Below are 15,985 nucleotides of genomic sequence, written 5' to 3' on the forward strand. Positions count from 1 at the left end.
AGCCGTGGTCACTGCGAGCGGCCGCGGTCCTCCAGATAGCGCGTGTGGGACTCCTGGCGTCGCGCCTCCGTCTCCCGCAGCGCCGCCGCGAGCCGGTCCGACTCCTCCTGGAGCACGGTGAGCTGACGCTCCAGATGGCGCTCCGGCGGCTCGGTGCCGGGGGCCAGCCGGGTCCACCACCGGGTGCGGACGAAGGTGTCGACGGCTTCCGGGATGTCCTGGCGCACGGCACGCGACAGGGCGTGTACGCCCTCGGGGTCCTGGGCGAGGATCTCGGCGACCCAGCCCGGATCGAGCAGGGCGGTGAGGACCTCGGTCAGCTCGGTGAGCCGGCCGGCCGCCGCCGGGGGCAGCTCGACGCCGTCCAGGTACTCCCGCAGCTTGCCGAAGTCGACGCGCAGTTCGGCCAGTTGGGCGGAGGGGTCCGGGAAGTCGGGCGGGGCTGGGCGCTCCGGCGGTGCGATCAGCGCGCCCGCGCCGTACAGACCGGCCACGACGACCGGCCAGTACGGGCCCGCCAGACCGGTGAAGGTCAGCGCGAGCCCGGCGATCCCGCACGCGCTGCCGGTCAGGTTCTTGCGCGATTCGAGGAAGCCGACGAACCTACTGGTAGCCACGGATCTCCTCGAAGGCGCCGTCGAGCGAGCCCTTCTGGGCGTCGAAGAGACGGCCGCCGGTCAGGTCGGCGATGTGCTGGAGCTCGCCGCGGTCGGAGTCGCCGAACAGGATGGGGAAGACGGGGATCTCCCGTTGTCCGCCCGGCAGCCGCCGGTAGAAGGCCTCGAAGTCGGACGGGCTCGCGCCCCTGGTGTTCTCGCCGTCCGTCATCAGCACGATCGACGTGAACGTGTCGTCGTCGGCGCCCAGATGCCCGTACGCCTTCTCCAGGGAGGTGTAGATCGCGGTGTCGCCGGAGGCTTTCAGGGCGAGGACGTCCTCGTGGATGGCGTCGAGCCCGGTCCTGGGGTTCTCGGGGCGGACGACGTGCGTGCGGACACTCTTGACCGCCGACCCGAACGGCATCAGCGTCACTTCCTCACGGTCGCGGAAGTCGCCGGTCAGATTGCCGAGCGCCTTCCTCAGCCGTTCGATGCGCTCGCCGCCCATCGAGCCCGAGGTGTCGAGGACGTACACGGTCCTGGACGGCCGGCGCAGCTTGTTCTCGTACGAGTCGAGCAGACGGTCGGCGACGGACCGGCTTCCGGGGAAGGGGAGTTCACGCCGGCGGCCGGTGTCGAGCCCGGCCGCCGGGGCGACGGAGGCGACGACCGGACGGCGGTGCGTCCGCTCGGTGATCAGCTTCTGGGTGGCCGGCGCGCGCAGTGCCTCGGCCAGGCGCCGGACGTCGTCACGGGTGTCCTTGGAGGTCGCGGCGAGGGAGGAGAGCGGATAGTCCGCCGTCACCACGCCGTCGCGCGGGCGGATGACGGTCAGGCCCTTCACGCCCATGAGGACGGACTCGTAGTTGAGCAGGGCGTCCACGGTGCCGCGGCGTTCGTAGGCGGTGGCCAGCCAGCCGGATGAACCCGACGTCAGCTTCTGTCCCTTGAAGAACTCGCGCAGCCGGGGTGTCGCCCTGGCCACGTCGGCGTCCGTGAGCGCCGACTGGGCGCCGGACAGGGCCGAGGCCACCGAGATCAGTGTGGAGAAACCGGAGTTGGAGCGTGCCGGATCGGTCATGCCGTACGTGAGCTTTCCGTCCGCCACGGCCTTCTCCACCTGCGACCAGGTGACGTCGTCCGGTTTCCAGCCGAGGGCCCGCACCGTGTCCGGCTTCACGCCGAGGGCCACCGGGCTCGACATGACCGGTGTCTCCGAGACGACCTTCTTCGCCGCTTCCGGACGCAGATGCAGGTAGTCGTCGGAGGAGAGCCACAGGGCGTCGAACCTGTCGTCCGAGGCGCCCCGCGCGATCAGGTCGACGGCGGCGAGGGTGCCCATGTAGGTGGGTCTGACCGTGATGCCGGTGTCCCGCTCGATCCGGTCGAGCACCGGCTTCATGTCGCCGAGTTCGCTGGAGGCGAGGATCCGGAGGGTGCCGGGCCGCGGCTTCTCGTCGTCCCCGGACCTCGCTTCCTCCTGGGCCGTGCAGGCCGTGACGGCGAGCAGGGCCAGGGCGGCGCCGGCCGCCCGTCGGAGCGCTCTCATCCCTGCCCGCCGTCCAGGGCGCCCCGCGTGCGGCTGCGCTCCAAGTAGGCTCCGGCGTTCTGGAGTTCGGAGGTCAGGGACTCCACGGTCGCGGCCATCGTCTCGGTCGCCCGGACCTTGTAGGTGTCGATCGCGTCGAGGGTGCGGTAGATCTCCTGGAAGGCGGTGCGCAGGGTCTCGGCGCCGACGGCGGGGTCGGCGGCGATGCGCTGGATCTCTCCGCTCTGGGTGGCGAGCATCTCGGCGTTGCCCCGGATGAGGTCCTCCGTCGTGCCGCGCAGGGCGTTGACCTGTTCGACGACCTTGCGCTGGTTGTCGAGCGCGGAGGCGAGCATGACCGAGATGCGCAGCGCGGAGACCGTGGTGGTGGCCGCGCGGTCGACGCCCTTGATGAGTTCGTCGTTGTTGCGCCGGACCACGTCCATCGCCAGATAGCCCTGGGCGCACACCGCGAGCTGGGTGAGCAGGTCCTGGTGCTTCTGCCGGACGGGGAAGAGCACGTCGGAGCGGAGCGTGTCGGCTCCCGCGGGGTCGGCGGCGTCGACGCCCGCGATGTGCTCCTCGACCGCCGTGTCCAGGGCCTGGGTGAGCACGACGTACTCCTGGAGCTTGCCCATCGTCTCCCAGAGGCGGACGCGTTCGGTCTGCAGTGCCGCGTTGTCCCGGCGCAGTTCGTCCTGGCCGCCGCGCAACGAGCCGACGATCTTGTTCAAGGTGCCTTGCGCGGAGGCGTACTTGGCGACGTGGTCGCGCAGCTTGTTGCCGCCCGGCAGCCTGGACAGGAACTTCCTGCCCTTGCTCGCGGACAGGTCGCGCGGGTCCAGGTCCTCGACCACACGCCGGAGTTCGACGAGCGAGCCGGCGACGTGCGACTGCGCGTCCTCGCCCTTGGAGGGCAGGCTGCGGATCGTCCGTTCCAGCATGCGGTTGGACTGGGCGGCGGCGCCGCGCATCTCGGTCGACCCCAGGCCCGCGATCTCCCCGACCTTGCCCGCGAATTCGGGGGAGCGCGCGTCCAGGACGGCGAGACCGTCGATGTACTCGGCGGCGCGTCGCGCCATCTCGTCCTGCACACCGGGGTCGACGGGGACGAGTCCGCCGGCCTTCTCACGGGGCACGGGGGCAACGGCCTCGGGCGGCGTGAGGGTGAACGTGTCTTCGGTGCTCATGTGCTCTTCCCCCTAGTTTCCGGCCCGGCGCGCCATCTCGTGCAGCACCTTGTAGGCGGGCACGGGCGCCTGCCGGACACCGGTCAGCTTCTGGTTGACATACGCGGCACGGCCGGTGGTGGCCGCCGTGAACTCGCCGGTGGCGCCCTGCGGACGGAACCCGTGCCGGACGGCGAGCTTGCGCAACGCCGGGTCGGTGCTGAGGAGTTCACCCAGCGCGCGGCCCTCGGGCGTGAGCGGTACGACCGTGTGGTCGCTGTTCGCCGTGGTGTCCGGGTAGAGGACCGTGAGGTCGCCGGTGTCCCGGCCCTCGGTGAGCAGCGCGGCGACCTGTGACTCGTAGACGAGGACGAGCGGGTTGCCCGCGCCGCTGACGAAGTCGCCGAACGCGGCGTCGGTGCTGGGCTGCTGGGCGCCCTGGACGCTGATGAGCCGGTGCATCAGGGACGCGGTGCGTCCGATGGCGGCGTCGTCGGCGGCGACGCGCCCGCCGTCGGCGACATAGGACGCGGCGGCGAGGTAGAGCGCGCCCGAGTTGGACGTCTCCGGGTCGGTGCTGGCGATGTAGAGCGTGCCGGTCAGTTCACCGTGCGCCTCGGCGCCCTTGAGCTGCTGCCAGGTCCGCTCGTGCCGGGCCGCGTCCAGATAGGCGGCCATCTTCAGCGTGCCGCTGTTCTTGTCGAGGGTGGCCAGCCCGTTGGCGGCGAGGACCTGGGCCGCGCTGCGGTGGGCCACCACGACGAGGGGCGAGTAGAAGGGCCGGGGCAGCGGCCGGCGGACGTGGTACTTGTCCGCGAGCTCGTCGGCCGGGGCCTGGCTGGAAGGGAAGGCGAAGTCGTACCCCTTGAGGTCCAGGCCGTCCATGGCCCAGGACCCGGAGGTCTCCGTCTTCACGGTGTAGCCCTTGGCGGCGAGGGCCTTCACCACCTTCGGATCGGAGAAGAACTCCGCCTTCTCCGAACCGATCATTCCGCGCACGGTCTTCGTTGCCGTGCCCTTGTCCTGATCATTGCGGCCTGCGACGACGGCTGCTGCCACTCCGCCGATCAACAGGACCGCCAGGACGATTCCCGCGATGCGTCTCACGCCTGGAGCGTGCACCTCGGAATCCAACGTTCCCCGCCTCGGGGAGTGAACACGAGGTGACCACCGGGTCCCGGTACGCAACCGGAGGAGGGGGCGCCGCTACGGAGGCGGCGCGGAGCCCCGCACACGGCTTGCGAAGGGATGTGGCACCCGGTCCGCGCGTCGCTTCGAAGGCGCGCGGACCGGGGCCGTACGGGGCCTCGGGCTCAGGGCCCGAGGGGTTCAGCGGGTGGCCAGCTCGCGGGGTTCGAGGGCCGGCGCGTGGGCGTCCATGCGCTCGGCGGAGAGGATCGCCGCGGCCGTGTCGGCGCGGGAGGCCGCGACGACCAGGGCGCGGCCCGCGAGGGTGTGGGCCCGCCGGTGGAGGGCCGTGAGGCGCGACGCGCCGGACGCCGTGGCGACCGCGGCGCGCAGGGGGGCCTCGCCCCGCAGCCGGGTCACCTGCTCGGCGAGCCGCTCGGCGCCGGCGTCCAGATCGGCGGACGGGGCGATCGCGCGGATCTCGTCCGTGACGGCGAGCAGTGCCGCGAGGTGACCGGCGAGCTGGATGTCCAGCTCCTCCTCGCGCGACCGGTGGGGGAAGTCGGAGGAGGGGGCGCCGGCCATCGTGTGGACCGACTTCGAGCGGATCGGTTCGTACATGGAATGGCCTCCTGTGCCTGACAGGAAGCCATCCTAGCTTGGATTTCGTCTAAAGTTGAGCTGGTTCGCATACTGGGACGCGGCGCACACACAGGGTGAGCGCCGGGTGCGTCCCGGCGGGCGTCACGGCTGGCCGTAGCCGTCCAGGAACGTGCCGATCCGCGTCACCGCGTCCGTCAGGTCCGCGACCGTCGGCAGGGTGACCACCCGGAAGTGGTCCGGCTCGGGCCAGTTGAAGCCCGTCCCCTGGACGACCATGATCTTCTCGGCCCGCAGCAGGTCGAGCACCATCTGCCGGTCGTCCTTGACCTTGAAGACCTTCGGGTCGAGGCGCGGGAACAGGTACAGCGCGCCCTTCGGCTTCACGCACGTCACACCCGGGATCTGCGTCAGCAGCTCGTGCGCGACGTCCCGCTGCTCCTTCAGGCGCCCGCCCGGCAGGACCAGGTCGTTGATCGTCTGCCGCCCGCTGAGCGCCGCCACCACTCCGTGCTGCCCCGGCATGTTCGCGCACAGCCGCATGTTCGCGAGGATCGTCAGGCCCTCGATGTAGGAGGAGGCGTGCGCGCGCGGCCCCGAGACCGACATCCATCCGACGCGGTAGCCCGCCACCCGGTACGCCTTCGACATGCCGTTGAAGGTGAGGGTGAGCAGATCGGGGGCGATCTTGGCGGTCGCGGTGTGCGTGACGCCGTCGTACAGGATCTTGTCGTAGATCTCGTCGGAGCAGACCAGCAGGTTGTGCCGCCGGGCGATGTCCGTCAGTCCCCGGAGCATCGCGTCGTCGTAGACCGCGCCCGTCGGGTTGTTCGGGTTGATGATGACGATCGCCTTGGTGCGGTCGGTGATCTTCCGCTCCACGTCCGCGAGGTCGGGCATCCAGTCGGACTGCTCGTCACAGCGGTAGTGCACGGCCGTGCCGCCGGACAGGGAGACCGCCGCGGTCCACAGCGGGTAGTCCGGGGCCGGTACGAGCACCTCGTCGCCGTCGTCCAGCAGCGCCTGCATCGCCATCACGATGAGCTCGGAGACGCCGTTGCCGATGAAGACGTGATCGACGTCCGTCTCGATGCCGAGGGTCTGGTTGTGCATCACGACCGCGCGGCGGGCCGCCAGCAGGCCCTTGGCGTCGCCGTAACCGTGCGCCGAGGAGACGTTGCGGAGGATGTCCTCGAGGATCTCCGGCGGGCACTCGAACCCGAAGGCGGCCGGGTTGCCCGTGTTGAGCTTGAGGATGCGGTGACCGGCCGCTTCCAGCCGCATCGCCTCCTCAAGAACCGGACCCCGGATCTCGTAGCAGACGTTGGCGAGCTTCGTGGACTGGATCACCTGCATATCCGTGAGCTTACGGCCGCGCGCCGCGCGCCGGGGCGTGTTTTCCACCACGCGAGACGTGTCGGTTCCGGCATCTTCGCCCTTCGGCTGCGCCGAACGCCCTGGTGGTCCCTACAATGCGCGATCATGTCCTGGCAGCCCGGAGATCCCGAAGCCCGGCCGACGGTGTACCTCCCGCAGAGCGACGGGGCGACGCCTTTGGCCTACGAGACGTACGCCGATCCCGCCGAGGCGCACGGCTGGCGGAAGGCCTACACGGACGGCGACGACACCAGCGTCCTGCCCGTCGTGCCCGGCGATCCGGCGGGGCGGCAGGAGCGGCGGTCGCACCGCAGGCAGACCCGCCGCAACAAGCTGGCCCGGCGCCTCGCCGTGGCCGGGGGCGCGGCGGGCGTCGTCGCGCTCGGCATCGCCGTCTCCGGGGCGTTCGACTCCGGGGTGCCCGGGGGAGCGGGTGGTGCGCCCCAGGGCACGAGCCGGCCGGTGCACCTCCCCACCGGACCCGCCCAGGCGGACGACGACTCCACCGCGGCCGCCTCCGCGCAGCCCCTTCAGGCCCCGCCGGCCACCACGTCGGCGGCCGCCGCCCCGTCCGGCGTGGCCACCGCTTCCCGGGGCGCGACCGCGAGCGCGGGCGCCTCCACGCCCGGGAACGCCTCCACGGCCCCCGCGCCCACCGCGTCCGGCGCCCCCACGGCCTCCGCCACCACCAGCCCTTCGGTCACCCCGACCCCGTCCGCGACGAGCACCCCCGGCAGGCACGGACACGGCCACGGGCACGGAGGCTGGTCCGACTAGGACCTGTCCGGACCGGTCCCGGCAGGTCGCCACGCAACGAGCGGCACCCTCCTGTTCCGCCGCGCCCATGAGGCGTACGAGTTGTCCGGCTCGGCACCGCCGTGGGCGACGGCCGGAAATCGGCTCCCGGGTGCCGCCGGTGCCGTCCGGAAACGGTTCCGGAATCGCGGGTGACGTCCGGAAGCGGCTCCCGGTACTGCCATCGGCGGCCTGAAGACGGCCCCGGCATCGCGGGCTGAGGCCGGAAACCGCTCCCGGTATCGCCGTCGACGTCCGGAAATCGGCTCGCGGTACCGCCACCGGCGGCCTGAAGACGGCCCCGGCACCGCGGGTGGCGGCCGGAAACCGCTCCCGGCACCGTCATCGACGTTCGGAAACCGCTCCCGCACCACCACCGGCGGCCGGAAACCGGCTCCCGATATCTCGGGCAACGGCCGGAAACGGCTCCTTGTTCACTTTTCTCTCTCCCCTCACAATGCGCATGACAACAGACGGCCGGAAGACCTCCGGCCGACGGAAGGCGGCCGGATGACCTTCGGCCGCCCCAAGTCGCAAGAGGGGACCCCCACATGAGAAAGCCTCTCGTCGCCGCACTGTTCGCCCTGGTGCTGTCCGGGGCGGGCGCGGCACCCGCGGTCGCGGCACCCGCTCCCCACGCCGTACCCGCGTCCCACTCGGCTCCCGCGCGCGTGTCGGCCCCCGCCGTCACGGCCGGCGCCGAGGCGGCGCCCACCCTCCAGGCGGTCAGCCTGGCCGGGACCGTCGCGCTCAGCAACTGCTCCGGCTCCGTCATCCGCTTCCCCAACTCGGCGGACAGCGCCCCGGCGCTCGTGCTCTCCAACGGCCACTGCCTGGAGACCGGTTTCCCGGACCCCGGTGAGGTGATCGTCGGCCAGTCGTCCAGCCGCACCTTCGGCCTGCTCAACTCGGCGGGCACCAGGGTCGCGACCCTGCGCGCGAGCAAGGTCGCGTACTCGACCATGACCGACACGGACATCACGATCTATCAGCTCACCAGCACGTACGCGACCATCAGGAACTCGTACGGCATCAGCGCGCTGACCGTGCAGGACACGCACCCGGTCGCCGGCACCGCCATCACCGTGGCCTCCGGCTACTGGAAGCGGCTCTACAACTGCAGCATCGACGGGTTCGTGTACCGCCTCAAGGAGGGTGGCTGGACCTGGAAGGACTCCGTCCGCTACACCTCCGCCTGCAACACCATCGGCGGCACCTCGGGCTCGCCGGTCGTCGACCAGTCCACCGGCAAGGTCGTCGCCGTCAACAACACCGGCAACGAGGACGGTGAGACCTGCACGGTGAACAACCCGTGCGAGGTCGACGCGAGCGGCAACGTCACCGTCCGTGAAGGCATCAACTACGCCGAGGAGACCTACCAGATCCCGGCCTGCTTCACGACCGGCAACCAGCTGAACCTGAGCGCGAGCGGATGCGTCCTGCCCAAGCCGTAGGACCGCGGGAGGGCGGGCGGTCACGCCGTTCGGCGGACCGCCCGTCCCGCCAGCACGTCGGTCCGGCGTCCGTCCTCGATGACGAAACGGCCGTCGATCAGGACGTGCGGGATGCCGGTGGGCAGTGTGCGCGGCGCCGCGAAGGTCGACCCCGCCGCGACCGTCGCCGGGTCGAAGAGGACCAGGTCGGCGCGGTACCCCTCGCGGACCAGACCGCGGTCGGGCAGCCGCAGCCGGGCGGCGGGCCTGCCGGTGAGACGAGCGACGCACTCCTCCAGCGTCAGGACGCCCAACTCCCGTACGTACCGGCCGAGATAGTGCGGGAAGGTGCCGTAGGCGCGCGGGTGCGGTTTGGCGCCGTGCAGGATGCCGTCCGAGCCGCCGGTGTGCACACGGTGCCGCATGATCGCCCGGACGTTCTCCTCGTGGCCGACGTGCTGGAGGATCGTGGGGCCGAGCCGGTCCTCGACCAGCAGCCGCCGGGCGGTGGTCCAGGGTGCCTCGCCGCGCAGGTCGGCGGACTCCCGGACGGTCCGGCCGACGTACGACCCGAGGGCGGGGTCGTTCACCCCCGAGATCTCGATCGTCTCCCACGCGATGGGCACGCCGTGGCAGCCGTCCGAGCCCACGGCCTCCATGTGGTGCCGGACCCGTTCGGCGGTGTCGTCGTCCCGCAGCCGGGCGAGCACCGCCTCCGGGCCGCCCACGCCCGCCCAGCTCGGCAGCATCGCCGCCAGGGTGGTGCACCCCGGGGTGTACGGATAGGTGTCGAGGGTGATGTCGGCGCCCTCCGCCAGCGCCTTGTCCAGCAGGGCGAGGAGCTCCGGCGCCCTCCCCTCGTTCACCCCGAAGTTCATGGTGGCGTGGGCGAGATGGAGCGGGCAGCCCGCCTCACGGGTGAGGGACACCATCTCCGCGTACGCCTCCAGGGCGCCCGCCCCGTACGAGCGGTGGTGCGGACAGTAGTAGCCGCCGTACTCGGCCACCACCCGGCACAGGGCGGTGAGTTCGGCGTCCCGCGCGTACATCCCCGGTGTGTACGTCAGTCCCGAGGACATGCCGACCGCGCCCTCCCGCAGCCCGTCGGCGACCAGCCGCCGCATCCGGTCCAGCTCCCGGGGGGTCGCCTCGCGGTCCTCCCAGCCGACGGCGAGCATGCGGACGGTGCCCTGGGGGACGAGGTAGGCGGCGTTGACCGCGATGCCCTCGCCGTCGAAGCCGTGGTCGAGCCGGTCCAGGTACCCGCCCACGGAACGCCAGGTGAAGTCGATGTCGTCGCCGTCGCCGTTCCAGCCGGTGATCGTCCGGCGGACCTCGGCGAGCGTACGGTCGTCGACCGGCGCGTACGACAGGCCGTCCTGGCCGATGACCTCGAGGGTCACGCCCTGGGCGGCCTTCGCGCTGTGGTCCGGGTCCCGCAGCAGCGCGAGATCGCTGTGCGCGTGCATGTCGATGAAGCCGGGGGCCAGGACGAGACCCTCGGCGTCCAGTTCCCGTGTGCCGCGCGGCCGTTGGCAGCCGGCCGCCGCGGCCTCCTTGACGATCGCGACGATCCGGCCGCCCTTGACGGCCACGTCCGCGCGATACGTCGGCGCGCCGCTGCCGTCGGCGACGTCCACGTCCTGGATGACCAGGTCGGCGTGGTCCATGGGGGCGTCTCCCGTCTCGGAACGATGTACGGATCTCCGGTCTCCGGCTGACCCCGGAGACGGCTGGAAGAGGGATCGCTAGAAGAACGTACGGATGTAGTCGACGACCGTGCCGTCCGGCTCGACCAGCGGGATGAGCTGCCACTTGTCGAAGGACGTGCACGGGTGGGACAGGCCCATGCCGACCCAGTCGCCGACCTCCAGGTCCGCCTCGGGGGCCGTGCGCAGCCAGGCGTGCTGGTCGGAGAGCCCGCTCACCTCGATGCCGGCCGCCGGACGCTCGGTGCCACCCCGGCGCACGACCTGGGCGAAGGGCAGATCGAGGTCGTGGGCCGCGTCGCGCTTGCCGGCGTTGGTGAAGGCCTGCTCGGGGGAGGGCCGCGAGACGACCTGCGACCAGAGGCGGAACGCCGGGTGCAGGGCGCCCTCCCGCGGGACACGGGTGAAGGGGGTGAGCCTGCGGTAGTGGCCGTCGTCGTGCGAGACGTACGCGCCCGAGCGCAGCAGCTTCAGGACGGGCAGCGAGAGTCCGGGGATCTCCGCGAACACGTCGGCGACCGCGTCGAACCAGGCGCTGCCGCCCGCGCTGACGACGATCGTGTCGACATCCTTGAACCGCCCGGCGGCGTCGAAGGCCGCCGCGAGCGCGGTCAGCCGCCGCAGCCAGGCGTGCACCCGCTCGGGGTTCGCGTCCGGTACCTCGCCCTCGTACCCCGCGACACCGGCCAGCCGGAGCGTCCCGGCCGCCGCCACCGCGTCGGCGACCGCCTCGCACTCCTCCTCCGTCCGCGCCCCGGTACGGGCGCCCGCGCCCGCGGCGAGTTCGACGACGACGTCCACCGGGCGGGCGCTCCCGCGCAGCGCGGCGTCCATCAGCTCCACCCCGCGCACCGAGTCGGCGTAACAGACGAACCGGAAGTCCGGGTCCTCGGCCAGCTCGGCGGCGATCCAGCGGAGGGCGGCCGGGTCGACGAGTTCGTTCGCGAGGAAGATCCGGTCGATGCCGAACTCCCGGGCCACCCGCACCTGGTGGGGGACGGCGAGGGTGATGCCCCAGGCGCCGTGCTCGATCTGCCGCCAGAAGAGCTGGGGCGCCATGGAGGTCTTGCCGTGCGGGGCGAAGGCGAGGCCGTGCCGGGTGGCGTACGTCTCCATGAGTTCGAGGTTATGGGTCAGGCGCTCGGCGGAGAGGGCGAGGACGGGGGTGGTGAAACCGTCCGTGAAGAGGTTGCGGCGCTGGGCGGCCAGCTCGCCGACGCTCAGCCCGCCGGCGTCCGGCGGCAGGCCCTTGAAACGGTGGTCGACGCGCTCCGCCGCGAGCGCGGCCAGCGGTGCGGCGGCGGTGTCGGCGCTCATGGGGCCTCCTCGGTCCGATCAGTTCGTTGCATCATGTGCAACGCTCATTGCGTATGTCGTTTCCTGCTGTCTAACATCCCAGCCGACGCACGGTCAACGGTGCCGTCCGCCACCGTCGACCGCCAGAGCGAGGAGCCCCGACCGCCGTGAGCAGCAACGGACCCGCGGACACCGCGACCCCCGGCACCGGCACCGAGACAGACGCCGACGCCGCCGCCACCGGCGTCGGCACGGGCGGCGTCGACGTGGTGGCGCTCGGCGAGTCCATGGTCACCTTCCTGCCCACCAGCCCCGGACGGCTCGCCGACGTGCCGTCGTTCGAGCGGGGCATCGGCGGCGCCGAGTCGAACGTGGCCTGCGTGCTCGCCCGCGCCGGTCACTCCGTCCGCTGGGTCGGCAGGGTCGGCGCCGACGGGTTCGGCGACCACCTGGTGGAGGCGATCACCGCGTACGGCGTCGACACCTCCGCCGTGCGCCGGGATCCCGCCCGGCCGACCGGCGTCTACTTCCGCACCGCGGGCGACCGGGCGACCGGCGCCCACGAAGTCGCCTACTACCGGGCCGGATCCGCCGCCTCGGCCATGACGGCGCGGAACACGGACCTGGCCGCCGCCCGCTCGGGCCGCGTGCTCCACCTGTCCGGCATCACCGCCGCGCTCTCCGACGGCTGTCTGGCCCTGATGCGCGAGCTGACCGCCCCCCGCCCAGGCCGCCCCCTCGTCTCCTTCGACGTCAACCACCGCCCGGGCCTGTGGCGCGGCCACCCCGAGGGACCGCGCGTCCTGCTCGACCTCGCGCGCCGTGCCGACCTCGTCTTCGTCGGCGACGACGAGGCCCGCGACGCCTGGGGACTGCGCGGGGCGCACGCGATCCGCGAGGCGCTGCCCGAACCGGACGTCCTGGTCGTCAAGGACGGCAAGGCCGGTGCCGTCGTCTTCGACAGGACCACGGCCGGGGGCACCGGCGGGACGGGGACGGCCGGGAACGCCGTCCGTGCCGAAGGGGCCACCACCGGGAGCGGCGGCGAGTGCGGCGAGGACGCGGCCGGTGCCGCCGTCTTCGTCCCCGCCCTGCGGGTCGACGTCGTCGCGGCCGTCGGCGCCGGTGACGCCTTCGCCGCCGGGTTCCTCTCCGCCACCCTGCGCGGCCTTCCCGCCCGCGACCGCCTGCGGCACGGCCATCTGACGGCCGCCGCCGCCCTCACCGTCCCGGGCGACCTCGCCGAACCGCCCGCCCGGGGGCTCGCCGACCGGCTGGCCGCTCTCGACGACGTCGCCTGGGAGACACTTCGTCTCGGCCCCGGCTGGACCGCAGCCGACCCACGGGCCGCCGAGGAGGTACGTACGCCATGAGCCAGACCGTCGACCGAGCGCTGAGCATCCTGCCGCTGCTCGCCGAGGGCCCCGCCGACCTCGGCCAGGTCGCCGACCGCCTCGGCGTCCACAAGTCCACGGCCCTGCGGCTGCTGCGCACCCTGCACGAACACGGCCTGGTCTACCGCCAGTCCGACCAGCGCTACCGGCTCGGCGCCCGCCTGTTCGCCCTCGCCCAGGAGGCCGTCGAGAACCTCGACGTCCGCGAGATCGCCCACCCCCACCTCGTCCGCCTCAACGAGAGCTGCGGACACACCGTCCACCTCGCCGTGTACGAGGAGGGCGAGGTGCTCTACATCGACAAGGTGGAGAGCCGCTACCCGGTGCGCATGTACTCGCGGATAGGGAAACCCGTCGCCATCACCGTCGCCGCGGTCGCCAAGCTCCTCCTCGCGGACCTGCCCGAGACCGAGCGCCGCGCCGTCGCCGACAAGCTCGACTACCCGATGTACACGGCCCGTTCGACGCCGAACGCCCCCGCCTTCCTCAAGGAACTGGCGATGGTGCGCGAACAGGGCTGGGCCACCGACCTCGGCGGCCACGAGGAATCCATCAACTGCGTCGCCGCCCCCGTCCGCGGCGCCGACGGACGCGTCGCCGCCGCCATGTCGGTCTCCGCGCCCAACGTCGTCGTCACCGCCGAGGAACTCCTCGCCCTGCTCCCGCTGGTACGCCGTACGGCCGACGCCATCAGCCACGACTACTCCGGCAAAGCCCCCACGAAGGACGAACCGAAGGAATGAGCACCGCATGACCGACAAGACCGCCCTCACCCCCTCGACCCACACCACCCCGCCCGCCAAGTTCTCGCACGGCGTGCGGAAGGGGAACATCCTCCAGGTCGCCGGCCAGGTCGGCTTCCTGCCCGCCGAGGAGGGCAAGTCCCCGACGCCCGCCGGTTCCACCCTGCGCGAGCAGACCCTCCAGACGCTCGCCAACGTCAAGGCCGTCCTCGAAGAGGGCGGCGCCGGCTGGGACGACGCGATGATGATCCGCGTCTACCTCACGGACACCGGCCACTTCGCCGAGATGAACGAGATCTACAACCAGTACTTCGAGGAGCAGGGCCTCACCGCGCCCCCCGCCGCCCGCACGACGGTCTACGTCGGTCTGCCGGCCGGACTCCTCGTCGAGATCGACGTGCTCGCCGTTCTCGGCTGACGTCCCCTCCGGGCCCACGCCCGCGTCCGGGCCCACGCCCGCGCCACTCCCGCGCGACCGCGTAACCCGCACAGCCGGCGTAACCCGCACAGCCGGCGCGGCCCGCGCGATCCCCGCACCACGTACGACGTCACGGTGCGGCACCCCACCGACCCCGGGGTGCCGCACCGCGATCCGCCCTGCCCGAAAGCCCCCACGGACTGACGAAAAAGAGGCCCTCCGACATGTCGTCGTACCCGCTCGCAGCGACAGCCCCGGCCCCGGAGACACCACCGCACACCGGTGGTCTCCTGCTCCTTCTCGACGGAACGGCCGGACTGCTCACGGTCGCCGCCCTCGGTATCGCGCTCCTCCTCTTCCTGATCATCAAGGTCAGGCTCCAGCCGTTCGTCGCCCTGCTCGCCGTCTCCATAGCCGTCGGCCTCGCGGCCGGACTCCCGGTCACCGAGCTGTTCGGCACGGTCCAGCGGTCGACCGCCGTGTCCGTCATCGAGACGGGCATGGGCGGCATCCTCGGCCATGTCGCGATCATCATCGGACTCGGCACGATGCTCGGGGCGATCCTCGAAGTCAGCGGCGGCGCCGAGGTGCTGGCCTCCCGGCTGCTCGGCCTCTTCGGAGAGAAGCGGGCTCCGCTCGCCATGGGCCTGACCGGCCTGATCTTCGGCATCCCGGTCTTCTTCGACGTCGGCATCTTCGTCCTCGCGCCGATCGTCTACGCCGCCGCCAAGCGGTCCGGCAAGTCGATCCTGCTCTACTGCCTGCCGCTGCTCGCCGGCCTGTCGATGACCCACGCCTTCCTGCCGCCGCACCCCGGCCCGGTCGCCGCCGCCGGACTGCTGCACGTCCAGCTCGGCTGGGTCATCCTCATGGGCATCGTCTGCGGCATCCCCGCGGTGCTGGCCGCCTGGGTCTACTCCGCCTGGATCGGCAAGCGCCTCTTCGTCCCCGTACCGCAGGACATGGTCGAGGCGGCGGCCGAGGCCAAGCGGGCCGTCGCGGCCGAACAGCGGGGCGCGGGTGTCTCCTCGCCGGGTGAGGCCGGGAGCCCGGGGGACGGAGCCGAGCCGCGGGAGAAGCCGGTGCCGCTCGGCACGGTCCTCGGCATCATCGGTACGCCCCTGGTGCTGATCCTCGCGGCGACCTTCTCCTCGATCGCGCTCGACCCCTCCACCCCGCGCTCGGTCATCGAGTTCTTCGGCAGCCCGTTCGTCGCCCTCACGATCGCCCTGCTCCTCGCTTACTACCTGCTCGGCATTCGGCGCGGCTGGTCCCGCAAGTCCCTGGAGACGGTGTCGACCTCGTCCCTCAAGCCGGTCGGCAACATCCTGCTCGTGGTCGGCGCGGGCGGCATCTTTGGCGCCGTACTGAAGGCCAGCGGGGTCGCCCAGGCCCTGTCGGACACCTTCAACGACGTCGGCCTCCCGGTGATCTTCCTGGCCTATCTGATCTCCCTGGTCCTGCGGGTCGCCCAGGGCTCGGCGACGGTCGCGATCGTCACCACGGCCGGCATCGTCGCGCCCCTGCTCACCGAGGGGCACCACTCCCAGGCCTTCGTCGCCCTGGTCATCATGGCGATCTCGGCGGGTTCGATCTTCGCCTCGCACGTCAACGACGGCGGTTTCTGGATGGTGGCCAAGTACTTCGGCATCAGCGAGCGCGACACCCTCAGGACCTGGACCGTCCTGGAATCGGTGCTGTCCGTCGCCGGGTTCGCCGTGGCCGCCGTGGTCAGCCTCTTCGTCTAGGGCTTGTCCCAGGATCTGTCCGGCCGGGGCCGGCGCCGCCGTACGGCG

General features: G+C 72.0%; 14 protein-coding genes. 6 read left to right on the forward strand and 8 right to left on the reverse strand.

Annotation, left to right across the window (positions count from 1 at the left end; translation table 11 throughout):
* Positions 1–8: 8 nt before the first annotated feature.
* The 6 genes from ACFYW9_RS00275 to ACFYW9_RS00300 all read right to left on the reverse strand — a co-directional run bounded on the left by ACFYW9_RS00275 (position 9) and on the right by ACFYW9_RS00300 (position 6,380).
* Positions 9–617, reverse strand: coding sequence for a hypothetical protein (locus ACFYW9_RS00275; protein ID WP_389142672.1), 609 nt, complete (start codon positions 615–617; stop codon positions 9–11).
* Positions 604–2,148 (reverse strand): substrate-binding domain-containing protein, encoded by a 1,545-nt coding sequence (locus ACFYW9_RS00280; RefSeq protein WP_389142675.1) that lies wholly within the window; start codon positions 2,146–2,148, stop codon positions 604–606. The genes ACFYW9_RS00275 and ACFYW9_RS00280 overlap by 14 nt, the downstream gene beginning before the upstream one ends.
* Positions 2,145–3,317: a toxic anion resistance protein gene (locus tag ACFYW9_RS00285; protein WP_351858893.1), complete on the reverse strand. Its 1,173-nt coding sequence runs from the start codon at positions 3,315–3,317 to the stop codon at positions 2,145–2,147. Before ACFYW9_RS00285 ends, ACFYW9_RS00280 begins: the two co-directional genes overlap by 4 nt.
* A gap of 12 nt (positions 3,318–3,329) precedes the next feature.
* Entirely contained in the window at positions 3,330–4,403 is a 1,074-nt protein-coding gene (locus ACFYW9_RS00290) for a hypothetical protein (protein ID WP_389142678.1), read from the reverse strand.
* 222 nt (positions 4,404–4,625) lie between these two features.
* A complete protein-coding gene (locus ACFYW9_RS00295; protein ID WP_389142681.1) occupies positions 4,626–5,045 on the reverse strand; it encodes a hypothetical protein in 420 nt (139 codons plus the stop codon).
* A 123-nt stretch (positions 5,046–5,168) separates the two neighbouring features.
* Complete coding sequence (locus ACFYW9_RS00300; protein ID WP_328448764.1) at positions 5,169–6,380, reverse strand: pyridoxal phosphate-dependent aminotransferase; 1,212 nt, start codon at positions 6,378–6,380, stop codon at positions 5,169–5,171.
* 126 nt (positions 6,381–6,506) lie between these two features.
* On the opposite strand from ACFYW9_RS00300, the gene ACFYW9_RS00305 reads away from it, so the two are divergent.
* Complete coding sequence (locus tag ACFYW9_RS00305; RefSeq protein ID WP_389142685.1) at positions 6,507–7,178, forward strand: hypothetical protein; 672 nt, start codon at positions 6,507–6,509, stop codon at positions 7,176–7,178.
* Between the two features lie 569 nt (positions 7,179–7,747).
* Entirely contained in the window at positions 7,748–8,650 is a 903-nt protein-coding gene (locus tag ACFYW9_RS00310; protein WP_351858905.1) for a serine protease, read from the forward strand.
* A 20-nt stretch (positions 8,651–8,670) separates the two neighbouring features.
* Here ACFYW9_RS00310 and ACFYW9_RS00315 read toward each other — a convergent pair whose 3' ends face one another.
* Positions 8,671–10,299, reverse strand: a complete 1,629-nt coding sequence (locus ACFYW9_RS00315; protein ID WP_389142689.1) for an amidohydrolase family protein — start codon at positions 10,297–10,299, stop codon at positions 8,671–8,673.
* A 78-nt stretch (positions 10,300–10,377) separates the two neighbouring features.
* Positions 10,378–11,655, reverse strand: coding sequence for an alanine racemase (locus ACFYW9_RS00320; RefSeq protein WP_389142692.1), 1,278 nt, complete (start codon positions 11,653–11,655; stop codon positions 10,378–10,380).
* 266 nt (positions 11,656–11,921) lie between these two features.
* Between ACFYW9_RS00320 and ACFYW9_RS00325 the strand changes: the two genes are divergently transcribed.
* The 4 genes from ACFYW9_RS00325 to ACFYW9_RS00340 all read left to right on the forward strand — a co-directional run bounded on the left by ACFYW9_RS00325 (position 11,922) and on the right by ACFYW9_RS00340 (position 15,937).
* The gene (locus tag ACFYW9_RS00325) at positions 11,922–13,007 is read left to right on the forward strand and encodes a sugar kinase (RefSeq protein WP_389143540.1); all 1,086 of its coding nucleotides are present in this window, start codon (positions 11,922–11,924) and stop codon (positions 13,005–13,007) included.
* Entirely contained in the window at positions 13,004–13,771 is a 768-nt protein-coding gene (locus ACFYW9_RS00330) for an IclR family transcriptional regulator (RefSeq protein ID WP_351858911.1), read from the forward strand. Before ACFYW9_RS00325 ends, ACFYW9_RS00330 begins: the two co-directional genes overlap by 4 nt.
* 7 nt (positions 13,772–13,778) lie before the next feature.
* Positions 13,779–14,189, forward strand: a complete 411-nt coding sequence (locus ACFYW9_RS00335; protein ID WP_389142696.1) for a RidA family protein — start codon at positions 13,779–13,781, stop codon at positions 14,187–14,189.
* Positions 14,190–14,413: 224 nt separating this feature from the next.
* Positions 14,414–15,937 carry a GntP family permease gene (locus ACFYW9_RS00340; RefSeq protein WP_389142699.1) on the forward strand — a complete coding sequence of 508 codons (1,524 nt, stop codon included), beginning with the start codon at positions 14,414–14,416 and terminating at the stop codon, positions 15,935–15,937.
* Positions 15,938–15,985: the final 48 nt, after the last annotated feature.

This window comes from Streptomyces sp. NPDC002698 (assembly GCF_042888945.1).
GTDB lineage: Bacteria > Actinomycetota > Actinomycetes > Streptomycetales > Streptomycetaceae > Streptomyces.

Coding starts and splice junctions, on each gene's coding strand:
- ACFYW9_RS00340 (WP_389142699.1), top strand. CDS start 14,414: ATGTCGTCGTACCCGCTCGCAGCGACAGCCCCGGCCCCGGAGACACCA.
- ACFYW9_RS00295 (WP_389142681.1), bottom strand. CDS start 5,045: ATGTACGAACCGATCCGCTCGAAGTCGGTCCACACGATGGCCGGCGCC.
- ACFYW9_RS00305 (WP_389142685.1), top strand. CDS start 6,507: ATGTCCTGGCAGCCCGGAGATCCCGAAGCCCGGCCGACGGTGTACCTC.
- ACFYW9_RS00320 (WP_389142692.1), bottom strand. CDS start 11,655: ATGAGCGCCGACACCGCCGCCGCACCGCTGGCCGCGCTCGCGGCGGAG.
- ACFYW9_RS00285 (WP_351858893.1), bottom strand. CDS start 3,317: ATGAGCACCGAAGACACGTTCACCCTCACGCCGCCCGAGGCCGTTGCC.
- ACFYW9_RS00300 (WP_328448764.1), bottom strand. CDS start 6,380: ATGCAGGTGATCCAGTCCACGAAGCTCGCCAACGTCTGCTACGAGATC.
- ACFYW9_RS00330 (WP_351858911.1), top strand. CDS start 13,004: ATGAGCCAGACCGTCGACCGAGCGCTGAGCATCCTGCCGCTGCTCGCC.
- ACFYW9_RS00335 (WP_389142696.1), top strand. CDS start 13,779: ATGACCGACAAGACCGCCCTCACCCCCTCGACCCACACCACCCCGCCC.
- ACFYW9_RS00325 (WP_389143540.1), top strand. CDS start 11,922: ATGGTCACCTTCCTGCCCACCAGCCCCGGACGGCTCGCCGACGTGCCG.
- ACFYW9_RS00310 (WP_351858905.1), top strand. CDS start 7,748: ATGAGAAAGCCTCTCGTCGCCGCACTGTTCGCCCTGGTGCTGTCCGGG.
- ACFYW9_RS00280 (WP_389142675.1), bottom strand. CDS start 2,148: ATGAGAGCGCTCCGACGGGCGGCCGGCGCCGCCCTGGCCCTGCTCGCC.
- ACFYW9_RS00315 (WP_389142689.1), bottom strand. CDS start 10,299: ATGGACCACGCCGACCTGGTCATCCAGGACGTGGACGTCGCCGACGGC.